Origin of the sequence: Comamonas aquatica NBRC 14918, from assembly GCF_000739875.1 — a bacterium.
In the GTDB taxonomy this organism is placed as follows: Bacteria; Pseudomonadota; Gammaproteobacteria; order Burkholderiales; family Burkholderiaceae_C; genus Comamonas; species Comamonas aquatica.
Genome location: NZ_BBJR01000001.1, coordinates 65,596 through 80,368 on the forward strand (window position 1 = coordinate 65,596; position 14,773 = coordinate 80,368).

13 protein-coding genes are annotated in these 14,773 nt (G+C 67.5%); 2 read left to right on the plus strand and 11 right to left on the minus strand.

From position 1 onward, the window contains the following. Nucleotides 1-104: 104 nt before the first annotated feature. Nucleotides 105-2,090 carry a family 2A encapsulin nanocompartment cargo protein cysteine desulfurase gene (locus tag CA2_RS00320; RefSeq protein WP_042411644.1) on the plus strand — a complete coding sequence of 662 codons (1,986 nt, stop codon included), beginning with the start codon at nucleotides 105-107 and terminating at the stop codon, nucleotides 2,088-2,090. Nucleotides 2,091-2,327: 237 nt separating this feature from the next. On the opposite strand, the gene purT is transcribed toward CA2_RS00320, so the two are convergent. After that, nucleotides 2,328-3,545, minus strand: coding sequence for a formate-dependent phosphoribosylglycinamide formyltransferase (gene purT / locus CA2_RS00325; RefSeq protein WP_042411648.1), 1,218 nt, complete (start codon nucleotides 3,543-3,545; stop codon nucleotides 2,328-2,330). 303 nt (nucleotides 3,546-3,848) lie between these two features. On the opposite strand from purT, the gene CA2_RS00330 reads away from it, so the two are divergent. After that, nucleotides 3,849-5,414 carry a methyl-accepting chemotaxis protein gene (locus CA2_RS00330; RefSeq protein ID WP_042411284.1) on the plus strand — a complete coding sequence of 522 codons (1,566 nt, stop codon included), beginning with the start codon at nucleotides 3,849-3,851 and terminating at the stop codon, nucleotides 5,412-5,414. Between the two features lie 42 nt (nucleotides 5,415-5,456). Here CA2_RS00330 and CA2_RS00335 read toward each other — a convergent pair whose 3' ends face one another. From CA2_RS00335 to CA2_RS00380, 10 genes are all read right to left on the minus strand, one after another. Next, nucleotides 5,457-5,939: a hypothetical protein gene (locus CA2_RS00335; protein WP_042411287.1), complete on the minus strand. Its 483-nt coding sequence runs from the start codon at nucleotides 5,937-5,939 to the stop codon at nucleotides 5,457-5,459. 115 nt (nucleotides 5,940-6,054) lie between these two features. Then, on the minus strand, nucleotides 6,055-7,848 hold the full coding sequence (locus CA2_RS00340) for a methyl-accepting chemotaxis protein (protein WP_042411289.1): 1,794 nt from the start codon (nucleotides 7,846-7,848) through the stop codon (nucleotides 6,055-6,057). Nucleotides 7,849-8,040: 192 nt separating this feature from the next. Next, nucleotides 8,041-9,105 carry a 6-phosphofructokinase gene (locus tag CA2_RS00345; protein ID WP_042411291.1) on the minus strand — a complete coding sequence of 355 codons (1,065 nt, stop codon included), beginning with the start codon at nucleotides 9,103-9,105 and terminating at the stop codon, nucleotides 8,041-8,043. 17 nt (nucleotides 9,106-9,122) lie between these two features. Next, on the minus strand, nucleotides 9,123-10,217 hold the full coding sequence (gene nagZ, locus CA2_RS00350; protein ID WP_042411293.1) for a beta-N-acetylhexosaminidase: 1,095 nt from the start codon (nucleotides 10,215-10,217) through the stop codon (nucleotides 9,123-9,125). A 177-nt stretch (nucleotides 10,218-10,394) separates the two neighbouring features. Beyond that, entirely contained in the window at nucleotides 10,395-10,793 is a 399-nt protein-coding gene (gene acpS / locus CA2_RS00355) for a holo-ACP synthase (RefSeq protein WP_042411295.1), read from the minus strand. 68 nt (nucleotides 10,794-10,861) lie between these two features. Continuing rightward, nucleotides 10,862-11,635 carry a pyridoxine 5'-phosphate synthase gene (locus CA2_RS00360; protein WP_042411298.1) on the minus strand — a complete coding sequence of 258 codons (774 nt, stop codon included), beginning with the start codon at nucleotides 11,633-11,635 and terminating at the stop codon, nucleotides 10,862-10,864. After that, nucleotides 11,632-12,396 (minus strand): DNA repair protein RecO, encoded by a 765-nt coding sequence (gene recO / locus CA2_RS00365; RefSeq protein ID WP_042411302.1) that lies wholly within the window; start codon nucleotides 12,394-12,396, stop codon nucleotides 11,632-11,634. The genes CA2_RS00360 and recO overlap by 4 nt, the downstream gene beginning before the upstream one ends. Before the next feature lie 170 nt (nucleotides 12,397-12,566). Next, the gene (era, locus tag CA2_RS00370; RefSeq protein ID WP_042411305.1) at nucleotides 12,567-13,697 is read right to left on the minus strand and encodes a GTPase Era; all 1,131 of its coding nucleotides are present in this window, start codon (nucleotides 13,695-13,697) and stop codon (nucleotides 12,567-12,569) included. Continuing rightward, nucleotides 13,694-14,377, minus strand: coding sequence for a ribonuclease III (rnc, locus tag CA2_RS00375; protein WP_042411308.1), 684 nt, complete (start codon nucleotides 14,375-14,377; stop codon nucleotides 13,694-13,696). Before rnc ends, era begins: the two co-directional genes overlap by 4 nt. Beyond that, the gene (locus tag CA2_RS00380; RefSeq protein ID WP_042411311.1) at nucleotides 14,378-14,734 is read right to left on the minus strand and encodes a DUF4845 domain-containing protein; all 357 of its coding nucleotides are present in this window, start codon (nucleotides 14,732-14,734) and stop codon (nucleotides 14,378-14,380) included. It lies immediately after the preceding gene. Between the last annotated feature and the right edge of the window lie 39 nt (nucleotides 14,735-14,773).

Below are 14,773 nucleotides of genomic sequence, written 5' to 3' on the forward strand. Positions count from 1 at the left end.
GCGCGCAAGCAGCTCACCTTCTCATATCGCGCACCACAGGAGATGCGGTTTTGAGCACCACCCCCGCGCACGCGCCCACGCTGGCGGCCGCCCAGGCTGCCCCGCTGACGCCCTCGCTGCCTTCACCCCCCGCCGCACCGTTGGACACTGGGGCCCTGGCCCAGCTGGCCACGGCCCTGTTCCGCAGCCTGCCCGGCAGCGCCACGCCCCAGCCACCATCCACGGCCGCCTTCGGCGCCCAGCCGCCCACCACCTGGGCCCCGGGCGGTTCGCCCCTGGCCAGCCCGGCAGGCTTTTCCCCCAATGTGCCTGGCACGCCCATTCCCACAGGGCAGATTCCGGGCACCAACCTGCTGCCCAGCGCCCCCGGCACCGTGCTGGCCCTGGGCCACCGCGCCGAAGCGCTGCGCCCCCACGCGGTGGCCGGCAACGGCGTGCCCGACCAGGCGTTTACCGCCTTGCCCGCCTATGAACCCCGCTTGGGCCATGTCACCGATGGCGTGCCACAGGCCACCGCCGCCGACGCGGCCACGCTGCGCCCTGCGGCACCCGCGGCAGATGGCGCGGTGCCCCAGACCGGCTCGACCGCCGCGCCCCACGCCGGGCTGTATGCACTGAGCCAGCAGGCCGTGGCCGCCCTGGGCAACTCTGGGCCTGCCTCCGGCACGCCCTTCGTCCCCGGCATCCCTTCGGGCCTGCTGGCAACGCCCGCCGCGCCTGCGGCCACGCTGCCCGGCAGCAGCCATGCCGCCGCCCCACAGTTCTACTTTGTCGATGCGGTGCAGCTGCCCAGCGGTTTTGTCACCCCGGCCAAGGCCCATCCCCATGGGGAGCAAGCCAGCACGCCGCAGGCCCAGGCCGACCGCCACCCCGGCTTCGATGTCAACGCCGTGCGCCGCGACTTTCCCATCCTGCAAGAGCGCATCCACGGCAAGCCACTGGTCTGGCTGGACAACGCCGCCACCACGCACAAGCCACGCCAGGTGATTGAGCGCATTGCGCACTTCTACGCGCACGAGAATTCCAACATCCACCGCGCCGCCCACACGCTGGCGGCCCGCGCCACGGACGCCTACGAACACGCCCGGGAAGTGGTGCGCCGCTTCATCCACGCGCCCGAGGTGAACGAAGTCATCTTCGTACGCGGCACGACCGAAGCCATCAACCTGGTGGCCAAGGCCTGGGGCGGCCAGAACGTGGGTGAAGGCGACGAAATCATCGTCAGCCACCTGGAGCACCACGCCAACATCGTGCCTTGGCAGCAACTGGCCCAGGCCAAGGGCGCCAAGCTGCGCGTGATTCCGGTGGACGACCAGGGCCAGATTCGCCTGGACGCATACGACCAGCTGCTGAACGACCGCACCAAGATCATCGCCATCGGCCATGTGTCCAATGTGCTGGGCACCGTGGTGCCGGTCAAGGAGGTGGTGGCGCGTGCCAAAGCGCGCGGCATCACCACGCTGGTGGATGGCGCGCAGTCCATCGCCCACACACCGGTCGATGTGCAGGACATCGGCGCCGACTTCTTTGTGTTCTCGGGCCACAAGATCTTTGCCCCCACCGGCATCGGCGTGCTCTGGGGCCGCCGCGCCGTGCTAGAAGCCATGCCGCCCTGGCAGGGCGGCGGCAACATGATTGCGGACGTGACCTTCGAGAAAACCGTGTTCCAGCCCCTGCCCAACACCTTCGAGGCGGGCACCGGCAACATCGCGGACGCCGTGGGCCTGGGCGCGGCGCTGGAGTATGTGGAGCGCATCGGCATCGCGGCCATCAGCCGCTACGAGCACGCCCTGGTGGACTACGGCATGCAGCAGCTGGCCACCATCCCCGGCCTGCGCCTGATCGGCACCGTGCCGGGCAAGGCCAGCGTGCTGTCGTTCACGTTGGAAGGCTATACGACGGAGGAAGTCGGCAAGGCGCTGAATGCCGAAGGCATTGCCGTGCGCACCGGTCACCACTGCGCCCAGCCCATCCTGCGCCGCTTTGGGGTGGAAACGGCGGTGCGCCCCTCGCTGGCCTTCTACAACACCTTCGACGAGGTCGACCTGCTGGTGCGTGAGGTGCGCAAGCTGGCGGCCCAGCGCCGCTGAAGCCGTGCACGCCCCTGTGGCGCTGCGCGCCTTCCCCTCGCGCTCGCCGTGCTGCGCACCACGGGCAAGGGGACGACACCTTCGCTGCGGGGCGGCCCTTGCTCGGCGTCTCTGGCATGGGCCACACCAGTTGCGCGCATCGCGCGGTACCAAGCCGCTGTGTGGAAAGTTCTGCACAGCGGCTTTTTGACCGCTAGCGTTTACCCCAGGCGCACAAGCAGCTATGTATTTTGAAGTTCAAGGCTTGCGCGGTTGGACCTTGCTGGCGGCCAGCTTGGCCGTCACGCGCGCCTGCTCCACGTCCGCCGCGCGCGCCAGGGCCACGCCCATGCGGCGCTTCACAAAGCTTTCGGGCTTGCCGAACAGGCGCAGGTCGGTGCCGGGCAGTGCCAGCGCTTCGTCCACGCCGTCGAACACCAGGCCTTCGGCATCCTGGCCGCCGTAGATCACGGCGCTGGCGCCGGGGTTGCGCAGGCTGGTGTCCACCGGCAGGCCCAGGATGGCACGGGCATGCAGCTCGAACTCGCTCTGCCACTGGGTGGTCAGCGTAACCAGGCCGGTGTCGTGCGGGCGCGGCGAGACTTCGCTGAACCACACCTGCTCGCCCTTGACGAACAGTTCCACGCCGAACAGGCCCAGGCCGCCCAGGTTGTCGGTCACGGCCTGGGCAATCTGCTGCGACTTCGCCTGGGCCGTGGCGGACATGGGATGGGGCTGCCAGCTTTCCACGTAGTCGCCCGCCTGCTGGATGTGGCCCACCGGATCGCAGAAATGGGTCTGGATCTGACCATCCGCGCCCTTGGCGCGCACGGTCAGCTGGGTGATTTCGTAGTCGAAGTCGATGAAGCCTTCGACGATCACACGGCCCTTGGCCACACGGCCACCGGCCATGGCGTAGTCCCAGGCTTGCTGCACATCGGCCGGGCCGTCGATCTTGCTTTGGCCCTTGCCCGAGCTACTCATCACCGGCTTGACCACGCAGGGGTAACCGATCGCAGGCTGGCCGTCGCTGCCGTCGATAGCGGCCTGCAGCTCTTCCTGGGAATCGCAAAAGCGGTAGGGACTGGTGGGCAGGCCCAGGGTTTCGGCGGCCAGGCGGCGGATGCCTTCGCGGTCCATGGTCAAGCGCGTGGCGCGCGCCGTGGGGATGACGGTGACCACGCCAGCGGCTTCCAGTTCTTCCAGCATGGGCGTGGCAATCGCTTCGATCTCGGGCACGACCAGATCAGGCTTCTCGGCTTCGATCAAGGCCTTGAGCTGCGCCGGATCGCTCATGGTGATGGTGCGCGCATGGTGGGCCACCTGCTGGCCGGGGGCATGGTCATAGCGGTCGACCGCGATGGTCTCCACACCCAGGCGTTGCAGGGCGATCAGCACTTCCTTGCCCAGCTCGCCGCTGCCCAGCAGCATGACTTTGGTGGCGTGGGGGGTGAAAGGGGTTCCGAGGGTGGTCATGGCAAGCTTCAAATCCAGAAAAAAGTGGGCATCCCGCACACCCCGGACAGCCCCCAGGGGCCCCGGCATGCGCACACTGCGCAGCATCATAAAGTTTTGCGCGCCCTCTCCCCCCAAGCGGCGTGCGTCGATCACGGCGCCCCCCCCTCAGGGCCATGCAGCCGTGCGGTACCCCGCAGTGAGCCCCGCTTAACCCCTGGTCCCCCTTGGCTAAGGCGGCTGCCCGAAGATGCGGGCCTGCGCGCGCCAGGGCTGCCTACCGCTGCCCGCATGCGCCTGGTTCCGTCTGTTGCCCCCTCCCCTATGAAGCTCCGTCTCCAACTGCCGCTGGTGATTGCCAGTGCCCTGCTGCTCATGCTGTGCGCAGCCCTGTTTGGCCTGCTGCGCCAGCAACAGGCCCTGTCGCTGTACCACGACGATGTGGCCCGCCACATGGCGCACGAACGGCTGACCAGCCTGATGCTCAACGATTTCAAGCTGCAGGCCCAGGAATGGAAGAACATCCTGCTGCGCGGCCACCAGGACCAGGACCGCACCCGCTACTGGCAGGCCTTCGAAAGCCAGGAGCAGGCCATCCAGGCGCACAGCCAGCAATTGCTGGACCAGTTGCCGGCCGGCCCAGCCCGCCAGCAGGTCGAACAATTCCTGCAGGCCCACCGCCAGATGGGCAAGGCCTACCGCACCGGCCTGCAGGCCTTCATCGACAGCGGCCACGACCCGCGCGTGGGCGACGCCCAGGTCCGCGGCATCGACCGCCAGCCCGCCGCCCTGCTGGAGCAGGCCGCCCAGCAGATCGCCGCCGACAGCGCCGCCCTGTCCGAACAGGCCCAGGCCATGGCCGAGCGGGCCCGCTGGCTCAGCCTGGGTGTGTGCCTGCTGGTGTTTGCCGTGGGGCTGGCGACCAGCGTGGGCTACAGCCGCCACATCACCCGCCCGTTGGCCCAGGCTGTGGACGTGGCCCGGGGCATTGCCGCGGGCGATCTGCGCCAACCGATCACCATCGCAGGCCGCAATGAAATCACCGACCTGATGCAGGCCCTGCAGCACATGCAATCCAGCCTGTCCGAGCTGGTGCAGCAGGTGCGCGCCGACGCCGAGCAAGTGGCCACGGCCAGCCAGCAGATTGCCGGCGGCAACCACGACCTGTCACGCCGCACCGAAAGCCAGGCCAGCGCCCTGCAGCAAAGCAATGCCAGCATGGAGGCCCTGGCCGGCAACGTGCGCCACACCGCCGACAACGCCCAATCCGCGCTGGCGCTGGCGCGCCAGGCCAGCCAGGTGGCCACCGACGGCCGCGGCAGCATGTTGCAACTGGTGCAGACCATGCAGGACATCGAACACAGCAGCCAGCGCATTGCCGACATCACCAGCCTGATCCACAGCATCGCCTTCCAGACCAACATCCTGGCGCTGAATGCGGCGGTGGAAGCCGCGCGCGCCGGCGAGCAAGGCCGCGGCTTTGCCGTGGTGGCCAGCGAGGTGCGTGCCCTGTCGCAGCGCACCACGGCAGCGGCCAAGGACATCAGCACGCTGATCGCGCGCAGCGCCGAGCGCGTGACCGCCGGCGTGCAGCAGGCCGGCGCCACCGGCAGCACCATGGACAGCATCGAAGCCACCATCCACCGCGTGACCGCACTGGTGCAGGACATTGCCCAGGCCAGCCAGGCGCAGAGCACGGGCGTGCTGCAGATGGGCGGTGCCCTGTCCGACATCGACAACAGCACCCAGCACAACGCCGCCCTGGTGGAAGAGATGGCCGCCGCGGCCAGCAGCCTACACAGCCAGTCCCAGGGCCTGCTGCGCAGTGCCAGCGCGTTCCAGACCGACGCGGGCACGCCTCGCTTGGCCGTCCCGGCCCTGCAGGCCTGAAGCCCCGCCGCCCGTGCCCCCGTTGGCGGCCCGGCGGGCAGCTCAGTGCGTGGTGGCCGGCCCGGCGGCGGCGCCACCACCGTCGCGGCGCGGGATGTGGCCCAGGGCAAAGTCCATGTCTTCGGTCCACACCACGCTGTCCCACAGCCAGGGGCTGCTGGCGGTCTCCAGGCTGAGCAGCTGCACACCGGCCGCATCCTGCAGACGGCCGCGCAGCCAGTCGATCTGGTCATCGCGCACGAACACCAGCAGGCCGATGCTCCAGTCACTGCCCGTCACCTGCAGGCGCTGCAACTGCTCCAGCAGCGGCGCATACCATTTCTCCACGCGCTGGTTCACCTTGTCCACCAGGCCCAGCGGGTAGCCGGAGGCCGAGACCTCGACCACCCACACCTGCTTCTTGGCCGGGCGCAGCGCCACCAGGCTGGGCCGCATCCAGCCGGCCGCCACGTCGTAGTGCGCCGCGATGAAGGTGTCCCCGTTCGCAGTCATCAACTGCATCACCGCCTCTTCGTGCCGGTCCATGGCATTCCTTTAAAAATTTAATAGCTGTCTGCGCTGATGGAATCTGCGCCAAAGGCCTATTTTGCTCATAAAAAAAGGAGCCACAAGGCTCCTTACCGGTGCGCGACCGTCGGACTCAGAAGGTTTCCCAGTCGTCGTCGTTGGGGGCCGTGGCCTTGCTGGACAGCGGCGCGGGCTTGAGCATCTGGGGCGCTGCGGCCGGCTTGGCCGCAGCGGGGGCCTTCTTGGCCGGGGCTGGTGCCACGGCGGCAGGCGGGGTCACGGCGGGCTGGGCGCTGGCCACACCCTGGGCGCCCCGCTGGGCCGGGGCCGCAGCGGTGCGCACAGCAGGCGCGGCCACGGTTGGCCGGGCCAGGGCCGCCACGGCCCCCTGCCCCACGTTGAACACGGCCACCACATCGGCCAGGCGCTGCGCCTGCTCGTTCATCGAGGTGGCTGCCGCGCTGGATTCCTCGACCAGGGCGGCGTTCTGCTGCGTCATCTGGTCCAGGTTGCTGACCGCCTGGTTGACCTGGCCGATGCCGTCGCGCTGCTCGGTGGCCGAGGCCGTGATCTCGCCAATCAAATCCGTCACGCGGCGCACGCTGGCCACGATCTCCTGCATGCTCTCGCCGGCCTGCGCCACCTGGGCCGAACCGGTATCCACATTGCCCACGCTGGCGGTGATCAGCTGCTTGATCTCCTTGGCCGCCTCAGCACTGCGCTGCGCCAGGCTGCGCACTTCACCCGCCACTACGGCAAAGCCGCGGCCCTGCTCGCCGGCCCGCGCCGCTTCCACCGCCGCGTTCAGCGCCAGGATGTTGGTCTGGAAAGCGATGCCATCGATCACACCAATGATGTCGCCGATCTTGCGGCTGGAGGTGTTGATCTGCTCCATGCTGCGCACCACCTGGTTCACCACCTCGCCGCCGCGCTCGGCGGCCTGCACGGCGGTGGAAGCCAGCTGGTTGGCCTGGCGCGCGGTGTCGGCCGACTGGGTCACGGTGGCGGTCAGCTCCTCGATGCTGGCGGCGGTTTCTTCCAGGTTGGCAGCCGTCTGTTCGGTGCGGGCCGACAGGTCCTGGTTGCCCATGGCAATCTGGCTGGCAGCCGAAGAGACAGAATCCACACCGTTGCGCACCTCGCCCACCACGCTGCGCAGCTTCTGCGTCATGGCACTCAGGCTGCGCAGCAGCTCGCCCAGTTCGTCCTTGCGGTCGTCGTGCACGTCCTGTGTCAGGTTGCCGGCCGCAATCGCATGCGACAGCGCCACGGCCCGCGCCAGCGGGGCGGTCAACTGGCGCACCAGCCAGACGGCCAGCAGCAGGCCTAACACCACCACCACGGCCAGGGCCGCCAGCCCCAGGGCATAGCTGGTCGTGCGTTCACGCTCGGCCTGCGCCAGGGTGCTAGCCAGCATCTGCTCCTGCAATTGCACCAGGGCGTTCAGGTCCGCGATGAAGCTCTCGACCGCCGGCACCAGGTCGGCACGCACCAGGCGCACCACGTCGCCGTCGTTGCGGCGCTCCAGGCCCACCTGCTCGGCCACGGTGTTGAGCTTGGCGCGCTTGTCCACGATTTGCTGGAACAGGGCCCGGCCTTCGGCACTTCGCAGGCGCGATTCGGTCGACTGCATCAGCTCGGTCATGTGGGCCGCCGCCTGGCCAAACTTGCCCTCGAAGAACTGCATGGACTCGCTGTCCTGCGCCAGGTTGCCGGCGATCAGGTAGCCCGCCGCCGTCTCCACGCTGCCGCGCAGCTCCACCACCAGGCGGATGCGTTCTTCCATGGTCTGGACTTCTTCGCGCAGGTGGCTTTCCAGCTGTTTCATGCTGGCGGTCATTCCCACGCCGGCCAGCAGCATGGCCGCCATCACCAGGAGCATCAACAGCCAAATCTTCTTGGCAACGGACAAATTTTTGAACTGCATACCGACTCTGAAAAGGAAAAGCCGCGAAGCCAACGCATCGCGGCACAGGGGCTACAAACGGCAACAATTACACAGGGAATACCCGCAACCTCCAAATTTTTTTAACGTTTGCTGACATAAATCGCTGCGGATTGCGTGCAACAAAAAAGCAGCCCGCAGGCTGCTTTGCTGTGTGATCGGCGCGAAAACCGCTCAATGCGCAGCTTCACCCAGGCAAATGCCAATATCGCGCGCCATGGTCAGCAAGGGGTGCGCCAGGTCGATCCTGCGTTGCGTATTGGCAACCTGGGCGATCTCCACGCTGCCGATCTGGCCCTGCTGCAGCGTGACCATGCGGCCAAAGCGGCCCGACAGCACCAGCTGCGCGGCATGGTGGCCGAACTGCGTGGCCAGCACGCGGTCGAACGGCGTGGGATCGCCCCCGCGCTGCACGTGGCCCAGCACCGTGGTGCGGACTTCGCTGCGCAGGTGGGGCTGCAGGCGTTCGCGCAGCACATGGCCAATGCCGCCCAGGCGCACCGGGTCGGGGCTGTGGGCGATGGTCTCGCGCACCGTCAGGCTGTGGCCGCTTTCCTTGGCGCCCTCGCCGATGCAGATGATGGTGTAGCGCTGGCGCTGCTCGCGTGCCTGGCAGATGTCGACGATGGCCTGCAGGTCGTAATCGATCTCCGGCAGCAGGATGATGTCGGCCGCGCCGGCCACGCCCGCCTCCAGCGCCAGCCAGCCGGCGTTGCGGCCCATGGTCTCGACGATCATCACGCGGTGGTGGCTGTTGGCCGTGCTTTCGATGCGGCGCAGCGCCTCGGTGGCCGTGGCCACCGCCGTGTCGAAGCCAAAGCTGCGCTCGCAGCTGGCAATGTCGTTGTCGATGGTCTTGGGCACGCCCACACACTGCATGCCCACGGCATTCGCCAGGCCGTTGGCCAGGCTCATGGTGCCGTCGCCCCCGATGGCCACCACCACGTCCAGGCCCAACGCCTGCACATTGCTTTTCACCTGGGTCAGCGTGGCCTCGCTTTTGAGCGGGTTGGCGCTGTTGCTGGTGCCCAGGATGGTGCCGCCGATGTGCAGGATGCCCGAGACCTCGTCCCAGGTCAGCGGCTTGACGCGGGGCGTGGCCCCCATCAGGCCCTCGAAACCGTCGGCAATGCCGATGACCTCGCACTGGCCCTGGCTGATCAAGGATTTCGTGACCGCACGGATCACGGCATTCAGGCCGGGGCAATCGCCGCCGCCTGTCAATACGCCCACTTTCATTGCTTGCTTCATTCCGTTCACTTCAACAAACCCAGGGCGTCGCGGTAGGCCGGCTGCAGCATCAGCTCGTCCCACGGCTGGGGCACGGTCTCGGGCAGCAGCGCCACGCGGCGCGATTCGGAGTCGGCATCGGGCACCCAGCGCCCGGTGCGCAGGGCATCGTCCATGCCGTCCAGCAGTTCATCCACGTGTGCGCCCAGGCCCAGGCTCTGGTTGCACAGCAGCACCATGTCGCAGCCGGCGGCCAGGGCGCGCAGCGCGGCCTCGGTGTAGCTGATGACCTGGCCGTCGATGCGGCGCGCCGCCTCCATGCTCAGGTCGTCGCTGAAGATGACGCCGTCGTAGCGCAGCTCGCCGCGCAGGACGTCCTGCAGCCAGACCTTGGAAAAGCCCGCGGGCAGGGCATCGACCTTGGGGTAGATCACATGCGCCGGCATGACGGCGGTGAGCACGCTGGACAGCCAGGGATAGGGGGCCGCGTCGTCGGCCAGGATCTTCTTAAGCTTGCGCTTGTCCACCGGCATGTCGACGTGCGAATCCAGCGTGACATGGCCGTGGCCGGGAAAATGCTTGCCGCAGTTGCCCATGCCGGCCTGCAGCAGGCCGTGCATCAGGCTCTTGGCCAAGGCGGCGACCACGCGCGGGTCGCGGTGGAAGCTGCGGTCGCCGATCACGCCGCTGGCGCCATGGTCCAGGTCCAGCACGGGCGTGAAGCTGAAATCCACGCCGCAGGCACGCAGCTCGCTGCCCAGCACATAGCCGGCCGCCGTGGCGGCGTTCATGGCGCGCATGGCGCCGTGGCCCTTGTGGCGCTTCTTGCCCTTGCCGTCGTCCATCCACATCTCGCCGAAGGCGCGCATGGGCGGCAGGTGGGTGAAGCCATCGGTCTTGAAGCGCTGCACGCGGCCGCCTTCATGGTCCACGCAGATCAGCAGGTCGGGCTTGACAGCCTTGATGTCGGCGCACAGCTGCACCAGCTGGGCGCGGTCCTCCCAGTTGCGGGTGAACAGGATGATGCCGCCGACCAGCGGGTGCGCCAGGCGGTCACGGTCGGTATCGGTCAGGGCCTTGCCGGCGATGTCGATGATCAGGGGTGCGTGGAGTGCGGTCATACGGGCCTTCGGTGTCACAGGCGCGGCGGGGCGCCTGCCATGCCATAAAGCCTCCAGTATGACCGCGAAGCAGGCCCGTCGGAATCTGCTGCGGGGCGCCGGGGGTTCAGACGTTGAGGGACGTCAGCAGCACCCACACCAGGGCCAGGCCGGCGAGGGGAAACAACACGGGCATGCTCAGGCTCCAGGGCGTTCGACCACGCAGAAGCTGGCGGCGTATTCGCTCTCGTCGGTCATGGTGATGTGGGCGGTCAGGCCGCGCGCCTCGAACCAGTCGCGCAGCGCGCCGTACAGCACGATGGTCGGCTGGCCGCTGGGCAGGTTGGTGATTTCGCAGCTGCGCCAGGTCATGGGCATGGTCATGCCCAGGCCCACGGCCTTGCTGAAGGCTTCCTTGGCCGAAAAGCGCGTGGCCAGGTACTTCACGCCGCGCTCGGGCCAGCGGCTGCTGCGCAGGCGCCAGACGGCCAGCTCGTTGGTGCTGAGGACTTTCTCGGCAAAGCGATCGCCGTGGCGCTCCAGACTGGCGCGGATGCGGCGGATGTCGCAAATGTCGGTGCCGATACCGTAAATCATGATTACAAGCCAAATTGGCATCCAGCGCTTACCCAGCAAGCGCTAGCAGCTCATCTTTTAGAAAAACCTCAAGGGCGTTGCGCCATGCCGGCGTCGATGCAGGCCTGGTAGGCCGCCACGGTCGCCGCATAGCCCAGCTCCAGCGCGTCGGCAATCAGGGCGTGGCCGATGGAGACCTCGGCCAGCCCCGGCACCTGGGCCACGAAGGCGGCCAGGTTGTCACGGTTCAGGTCGTGGCCAGCGTTGACCTCCAGCCCTGCGTCCAGCGCCGCCTGGGCCGCCTGGGCATAGAGTGCCAACTGCGCGTTTTGTTCCGCCGTGCCCCAGGCTGCGGCATAGGGCTCGGTGTACAGCTCGACACGGTCGGCGCCCACGGCCTTGGCGGCCGCCATCTGCACAGGCACGGGGTCCATGAACAGGCTGACGCGCACGCCCAGGGCCCGGCATTCGGCGATCAGCGGCGCCAAGCGCTCGGCATCCTGCGGGAAGTTCCAGCCGTGGTCGCTGGTGAACTGGTCCTCGCTGTCGGGCACGAAGGTGGCCTGGTGCGGGCGCACCTCGCGGATGAAGGCCATCAGGTTCTGCGTGGGATTGCCCTCGATGTTGAACTCGGCCTGCGGCCAGTCGCGCATCAGCGCGGCCAGCTCGAACACGTCGGTGCCGCGGATGTGGCGCTCGTCCGGGCGCGGGTGGATGGTGATGCCCTGCGCGCCCGCCGCCAGGCACAGCTGGGCCGCGCGCGTGACCGAGGGAATGCCCAGGTGGCGCGTGTTGCGCACCAGGGCGACCTTGTTGACATTCACGGACAGGGCCGTGCGGCGGGAGGGGGTCGAAGCGGTCATAGGGTTTGCAGGTCCATCATCAGCTGCCGCGTGCGCAACAGCGGGCTGCCGCAATGGTATTGCAGCAGGTGTCTCAACTGGGGCTTCAGGGCCGTGGCCACGGCGGCGCAGGCGCGCACGGTGGCCGGGTAGGCGCTCTCGCCCTGGGCCAGGGCCTGCTGCAGCAGGCCCCACTGGCGCCCGGTCAGCGCGGCGCGGTCGCTGTCCAGCGCCGGGCGCAGGCCCATCTCGGCCACCAGCACGTACTGGGCCTCGGGCTGCAGCGGCTGCAGCGTCAGGGTTTCCTCGTGCAGCGTGGGCAGCAGGCCCAGCTCGCGCAGCACGATCAGTTCGAAGGCGCGCAGCACCGGCTCGATCACCTCTTCGGGCTGGGTGGCCAGCAGCTTGACCACGGCGCCATAGACATCGAACAGGTAGGCGTACGGGTCGTCGCGCGCCAGCAGGCGCATCAGCAGCTCGTTCAGGTACAGGCCGGTGAGCAGGTTGTTGCCCATGGGCATGATGTGGCCGCCGGCCCATTCCGCGCCCTTGAGCACGTGGATGTCGGCCTGACCGTCGCCCGACAGGGTGTAGCTGACCTTGAGCGGCTGCAGCGCCAGCAGCACCGGCCGGAAGTTGGAGGTGTGCTTCTTGGCCCCCTTGGCGACCAGCGCCACGCGCCCGCGGTGGCGCGTGAACACCTCCAGGATCAGGCTGGATTCACTCCAGTCGTAGCGGTGCAGGATGAACGCGGGCTCTTCGCCCACCCGTTTGGCGGCCATAGGTTTTCACAAAGACAAAAAGGCCTCGGAGAGACCTTTTGAACAAGCACAGTGCTGCAAGTGTCGCACAGCCGGGGGAGCCGGTGACCGCGGCGCGGGAGTGGCCCGCAGACCGCGGCAAGGCCACGGTCAGTGCAAGCCCGCGGCCTCGGCCACGCCAGGTCCTCGATTTATTCGTAGCCGAAGGATTTGACGCGGGCCTCGTCGTCGGCCCAGCCGGAACGCACCTTGACCCACACCTCCAGGAACACCTTGGCGTCCAGCAGCTTTTCCAGCTCCTGGCGCGCTTCGGAGGAGATGCGCTTGAGGCGCTCGCCGCCCTGGCCGATGACCATGGCCTTGTGCCCATCGCGCTCGACCACGATGGTCGCGGCAATGCGCATGAAGCGCTTGTACATCTTGCTGGGCTCTTCCTCGAACTTGTCGATGACCACGGTCGAGGTGTAGGGCAGCTCGTCGCCGGTGAAGCGGAACAGCTTCTCGCGCACGGTTTCGGAGGCCAGGAACTTCTCGCTGCGGTCGGTCAGCTCGTCCTCGCCGTAGAACCAAGGCTGCTGCGGCAGGTACTTGCTGCAGATGCCGAACAGGCGCTCGATGTCGCCCTTGTTCTTGGCCGACATGGGCACGAACTCGGCGAAGGGGTGGCGCTCCTGCATGCTCTTGAGCCAGGGCGCGATCTCATGGCGGCGGCCCACGGCGTCCAGCTTGTTGGCGATCAGCAGGGTGGGAATACCGGGCTTGAACAGGCTCAGCACCTTGGCGTCGGCCAGGGTGAAGTTGCCGGCCTCGACCACGAACAGGATCAGGTCCACGTCGCCGATCACGCCCATCACGGCCTTGTTCAGCGACTTGTTCAGCGCCGTGGAGTGCTTGGTCTGGAAACCGGGCGTGTCCACGAAGATGAACTGGGTGGCTTCCTTGGTGCGGATGCCGGTGATGCGGTGGCGCGTGGTCTGCGACTTGCGCGAGGTGATGGAGATCTTCTGCCCCACCAGCGCGTTCATCAGCGTGGACTTGCCCACGTTGGGCTTGCCAACGATGGCGATCAGGCCGCAGTGCTGTTCTTCGGGCGCATAGATGTGCACGGACACTTCGGCTTCTGCCGCCTTCTCGGCCTCGATCTCGTGGGCACGGGCCACCAGCGAGGGCGTGGCACCGGGCTTGGCCGCCGCCAGCATGGCGTCCAGTTCGGCCATGCTCTGGCCGGCCGGCGTCACGTCGGGCAGGCTTTGGGTCTCTTTTTTGCCTTTGGCGCCCTTGGCGCCTGCGGTGCTAGCTACTTTTTTCGCAGCATCGTTCATGGGTGTTTCGCTTTCAAAATTTCCAGCATGGCGGCCGCAGCGGCCTGCTCGCCGGCGCGGCGCGAGCCGCCTTGGCCCCGCGCGCCCAGGCGCAGTTCGGGAATCACGCATTCCACCTCAAAGGTCTGCTTGTGCGCAGCGCCTGTGATCTGGGACACACTGTATTGCGGCAGCTGCATGCGCCGCCCTTGCAGCCACTCCTGCAACGCGGTCTTGGGGTCCTTCTCGGCCGCGCGCATGTGGGGGTTGATCTCCACGCCCTCAAACAGGCGGTGCACCACCTGCTCGCCGGCGGCGTAGCCGGCATCCAGGTACACCGCGCCCAGGATGGCTTCCACGGCATCGGCCAGGATGGAGGGGCGCGCCTTGCCGCCGGACTTGGATTCGCCCTCGCCCAGGCGCAGCAGCTCGGGCAGGCCCAGCTGCAAGGCGATCTGGTGGAGCGTGCCTTCCTTGACGAGGTTGGAGCGCACGCGCGAGAGATCGCCCTCGGGCAGATCGTTCAGGCGCTGGTACAGCAGACTGGAGATGGCCAGGCTCAACACCGAGTCGCCCAAGAATTCCAGCCGTTCATTGTTATCTGCCGAAAAGCTGCGGTGCGTCAGTGCGCGCTGCAGCAAGGCAGGGTTTTGGAAAGAATGCTGCAGCTGGCGCTGCAGGTCGTGCAGGGTGATTGGCACCTATTTGGTCTGGTAAGAAAAACGGTAAACAAGGTAGGCCGGGCCTACCAGCGGGATGTCGCGCTCGTACTCGAAGCCCACCACCACGCGCTCATTGACTTTGCTGACGTCCAGGTCCTGACCACGCAGGCTCTTGATGTCGTCGATCTGCGCAGCCCGGTCGAAGATGTTGCGGACTTCGGGCACGGTGGTGCCTTCTCTGGCGGCCTTCTGGGATGCTTTCTTGGCGGCTTGGTATTCCAGCCACATGGGCAGCGATTGTCCGCCAATCGCAAAAACCGCGACGGCCAGCACAGCAATCAGCACAAATCCGATGAAGGACAGCCCCTTCTGGCTGTGACGTGGTGCACTACGCATGATCCCCCCTCCTCTAGTGAAAGTGGCCGCATCAGCGGC

Coding starts and splice junctions, on each gene's coding strand:
- purT (WP_042411648.1), bottom strand. CDS start 3,545: ATGACCACCCTCGGAACCCCTTTCACCCCCCACGCCACCAAAGTCATG.
- CA2_RS00330 (WP_042411284.1), top strand. CDS start 3,849: ATGAAGCTCCGTCTCCAACTGCCGCTGGTGATTGCCAGTGCCCTGCTG.
- CA2_RS00335 (WP_042411287.1), bottom strand. CDS start 5,939: ATGGACCGGCACGAAGAGGCGGTGATGCAGTTGATGACTGCGAACGGG.
- CA2_RS00340 (WP_042411289.1), bottom strand. CDS start 7,848: ATGCAGTTCAAAAATTTGTCCGTTGCCAAGAAGATTTGGCTGTTGATG.
- CA2_RS00345 (WP_042411291.1), bottom strand. CDS start 9,105: ATGAAAGTGGGCGTATTGACAGGCGGCGGCGATTGCCCCGGCCTGAAT.
- nagZ (WP_042411293.1), bottom strand. CDS start 10,217: ATGACCGCACTCCACGCACCCCTGATCATCGACATCGCCGGCAAGGCC.
- acpS (WP_042411295.1), bottom strand. CDS start 10,793: ATGATTTACGGTATCGGCACCGACATTTGCGACATCCGCCGCATCCGC.
- CA2_RS00360 (WP_042411298.1), bottom strand. CDS start 11,635: ATGACCGCTTCGACCCCCTCCCGCCGCACGGCCCTGTCCGTGAATGTC.
- recO (WP_042411302.1), bottom strand. CDS start 12,396: ATGGCCGCCAAACGGGTGGGCGAAGAGCCCGCGTTCATCCTGCACCGC.
- era (WP_042411305.1), bottom strand. CDS start 13,697: ATGAACGATGCTGCGAAAAAAGTAGCTAGCACCGCAGGCGCCAAGGGC.
- CA2_RS00380 (WP_042411311.1), bottom strand. CDS start 14,734: ATGCGTAGTGCACCACGTCACAGCCAGAAGGGGCTGTCCTTCATCGGA.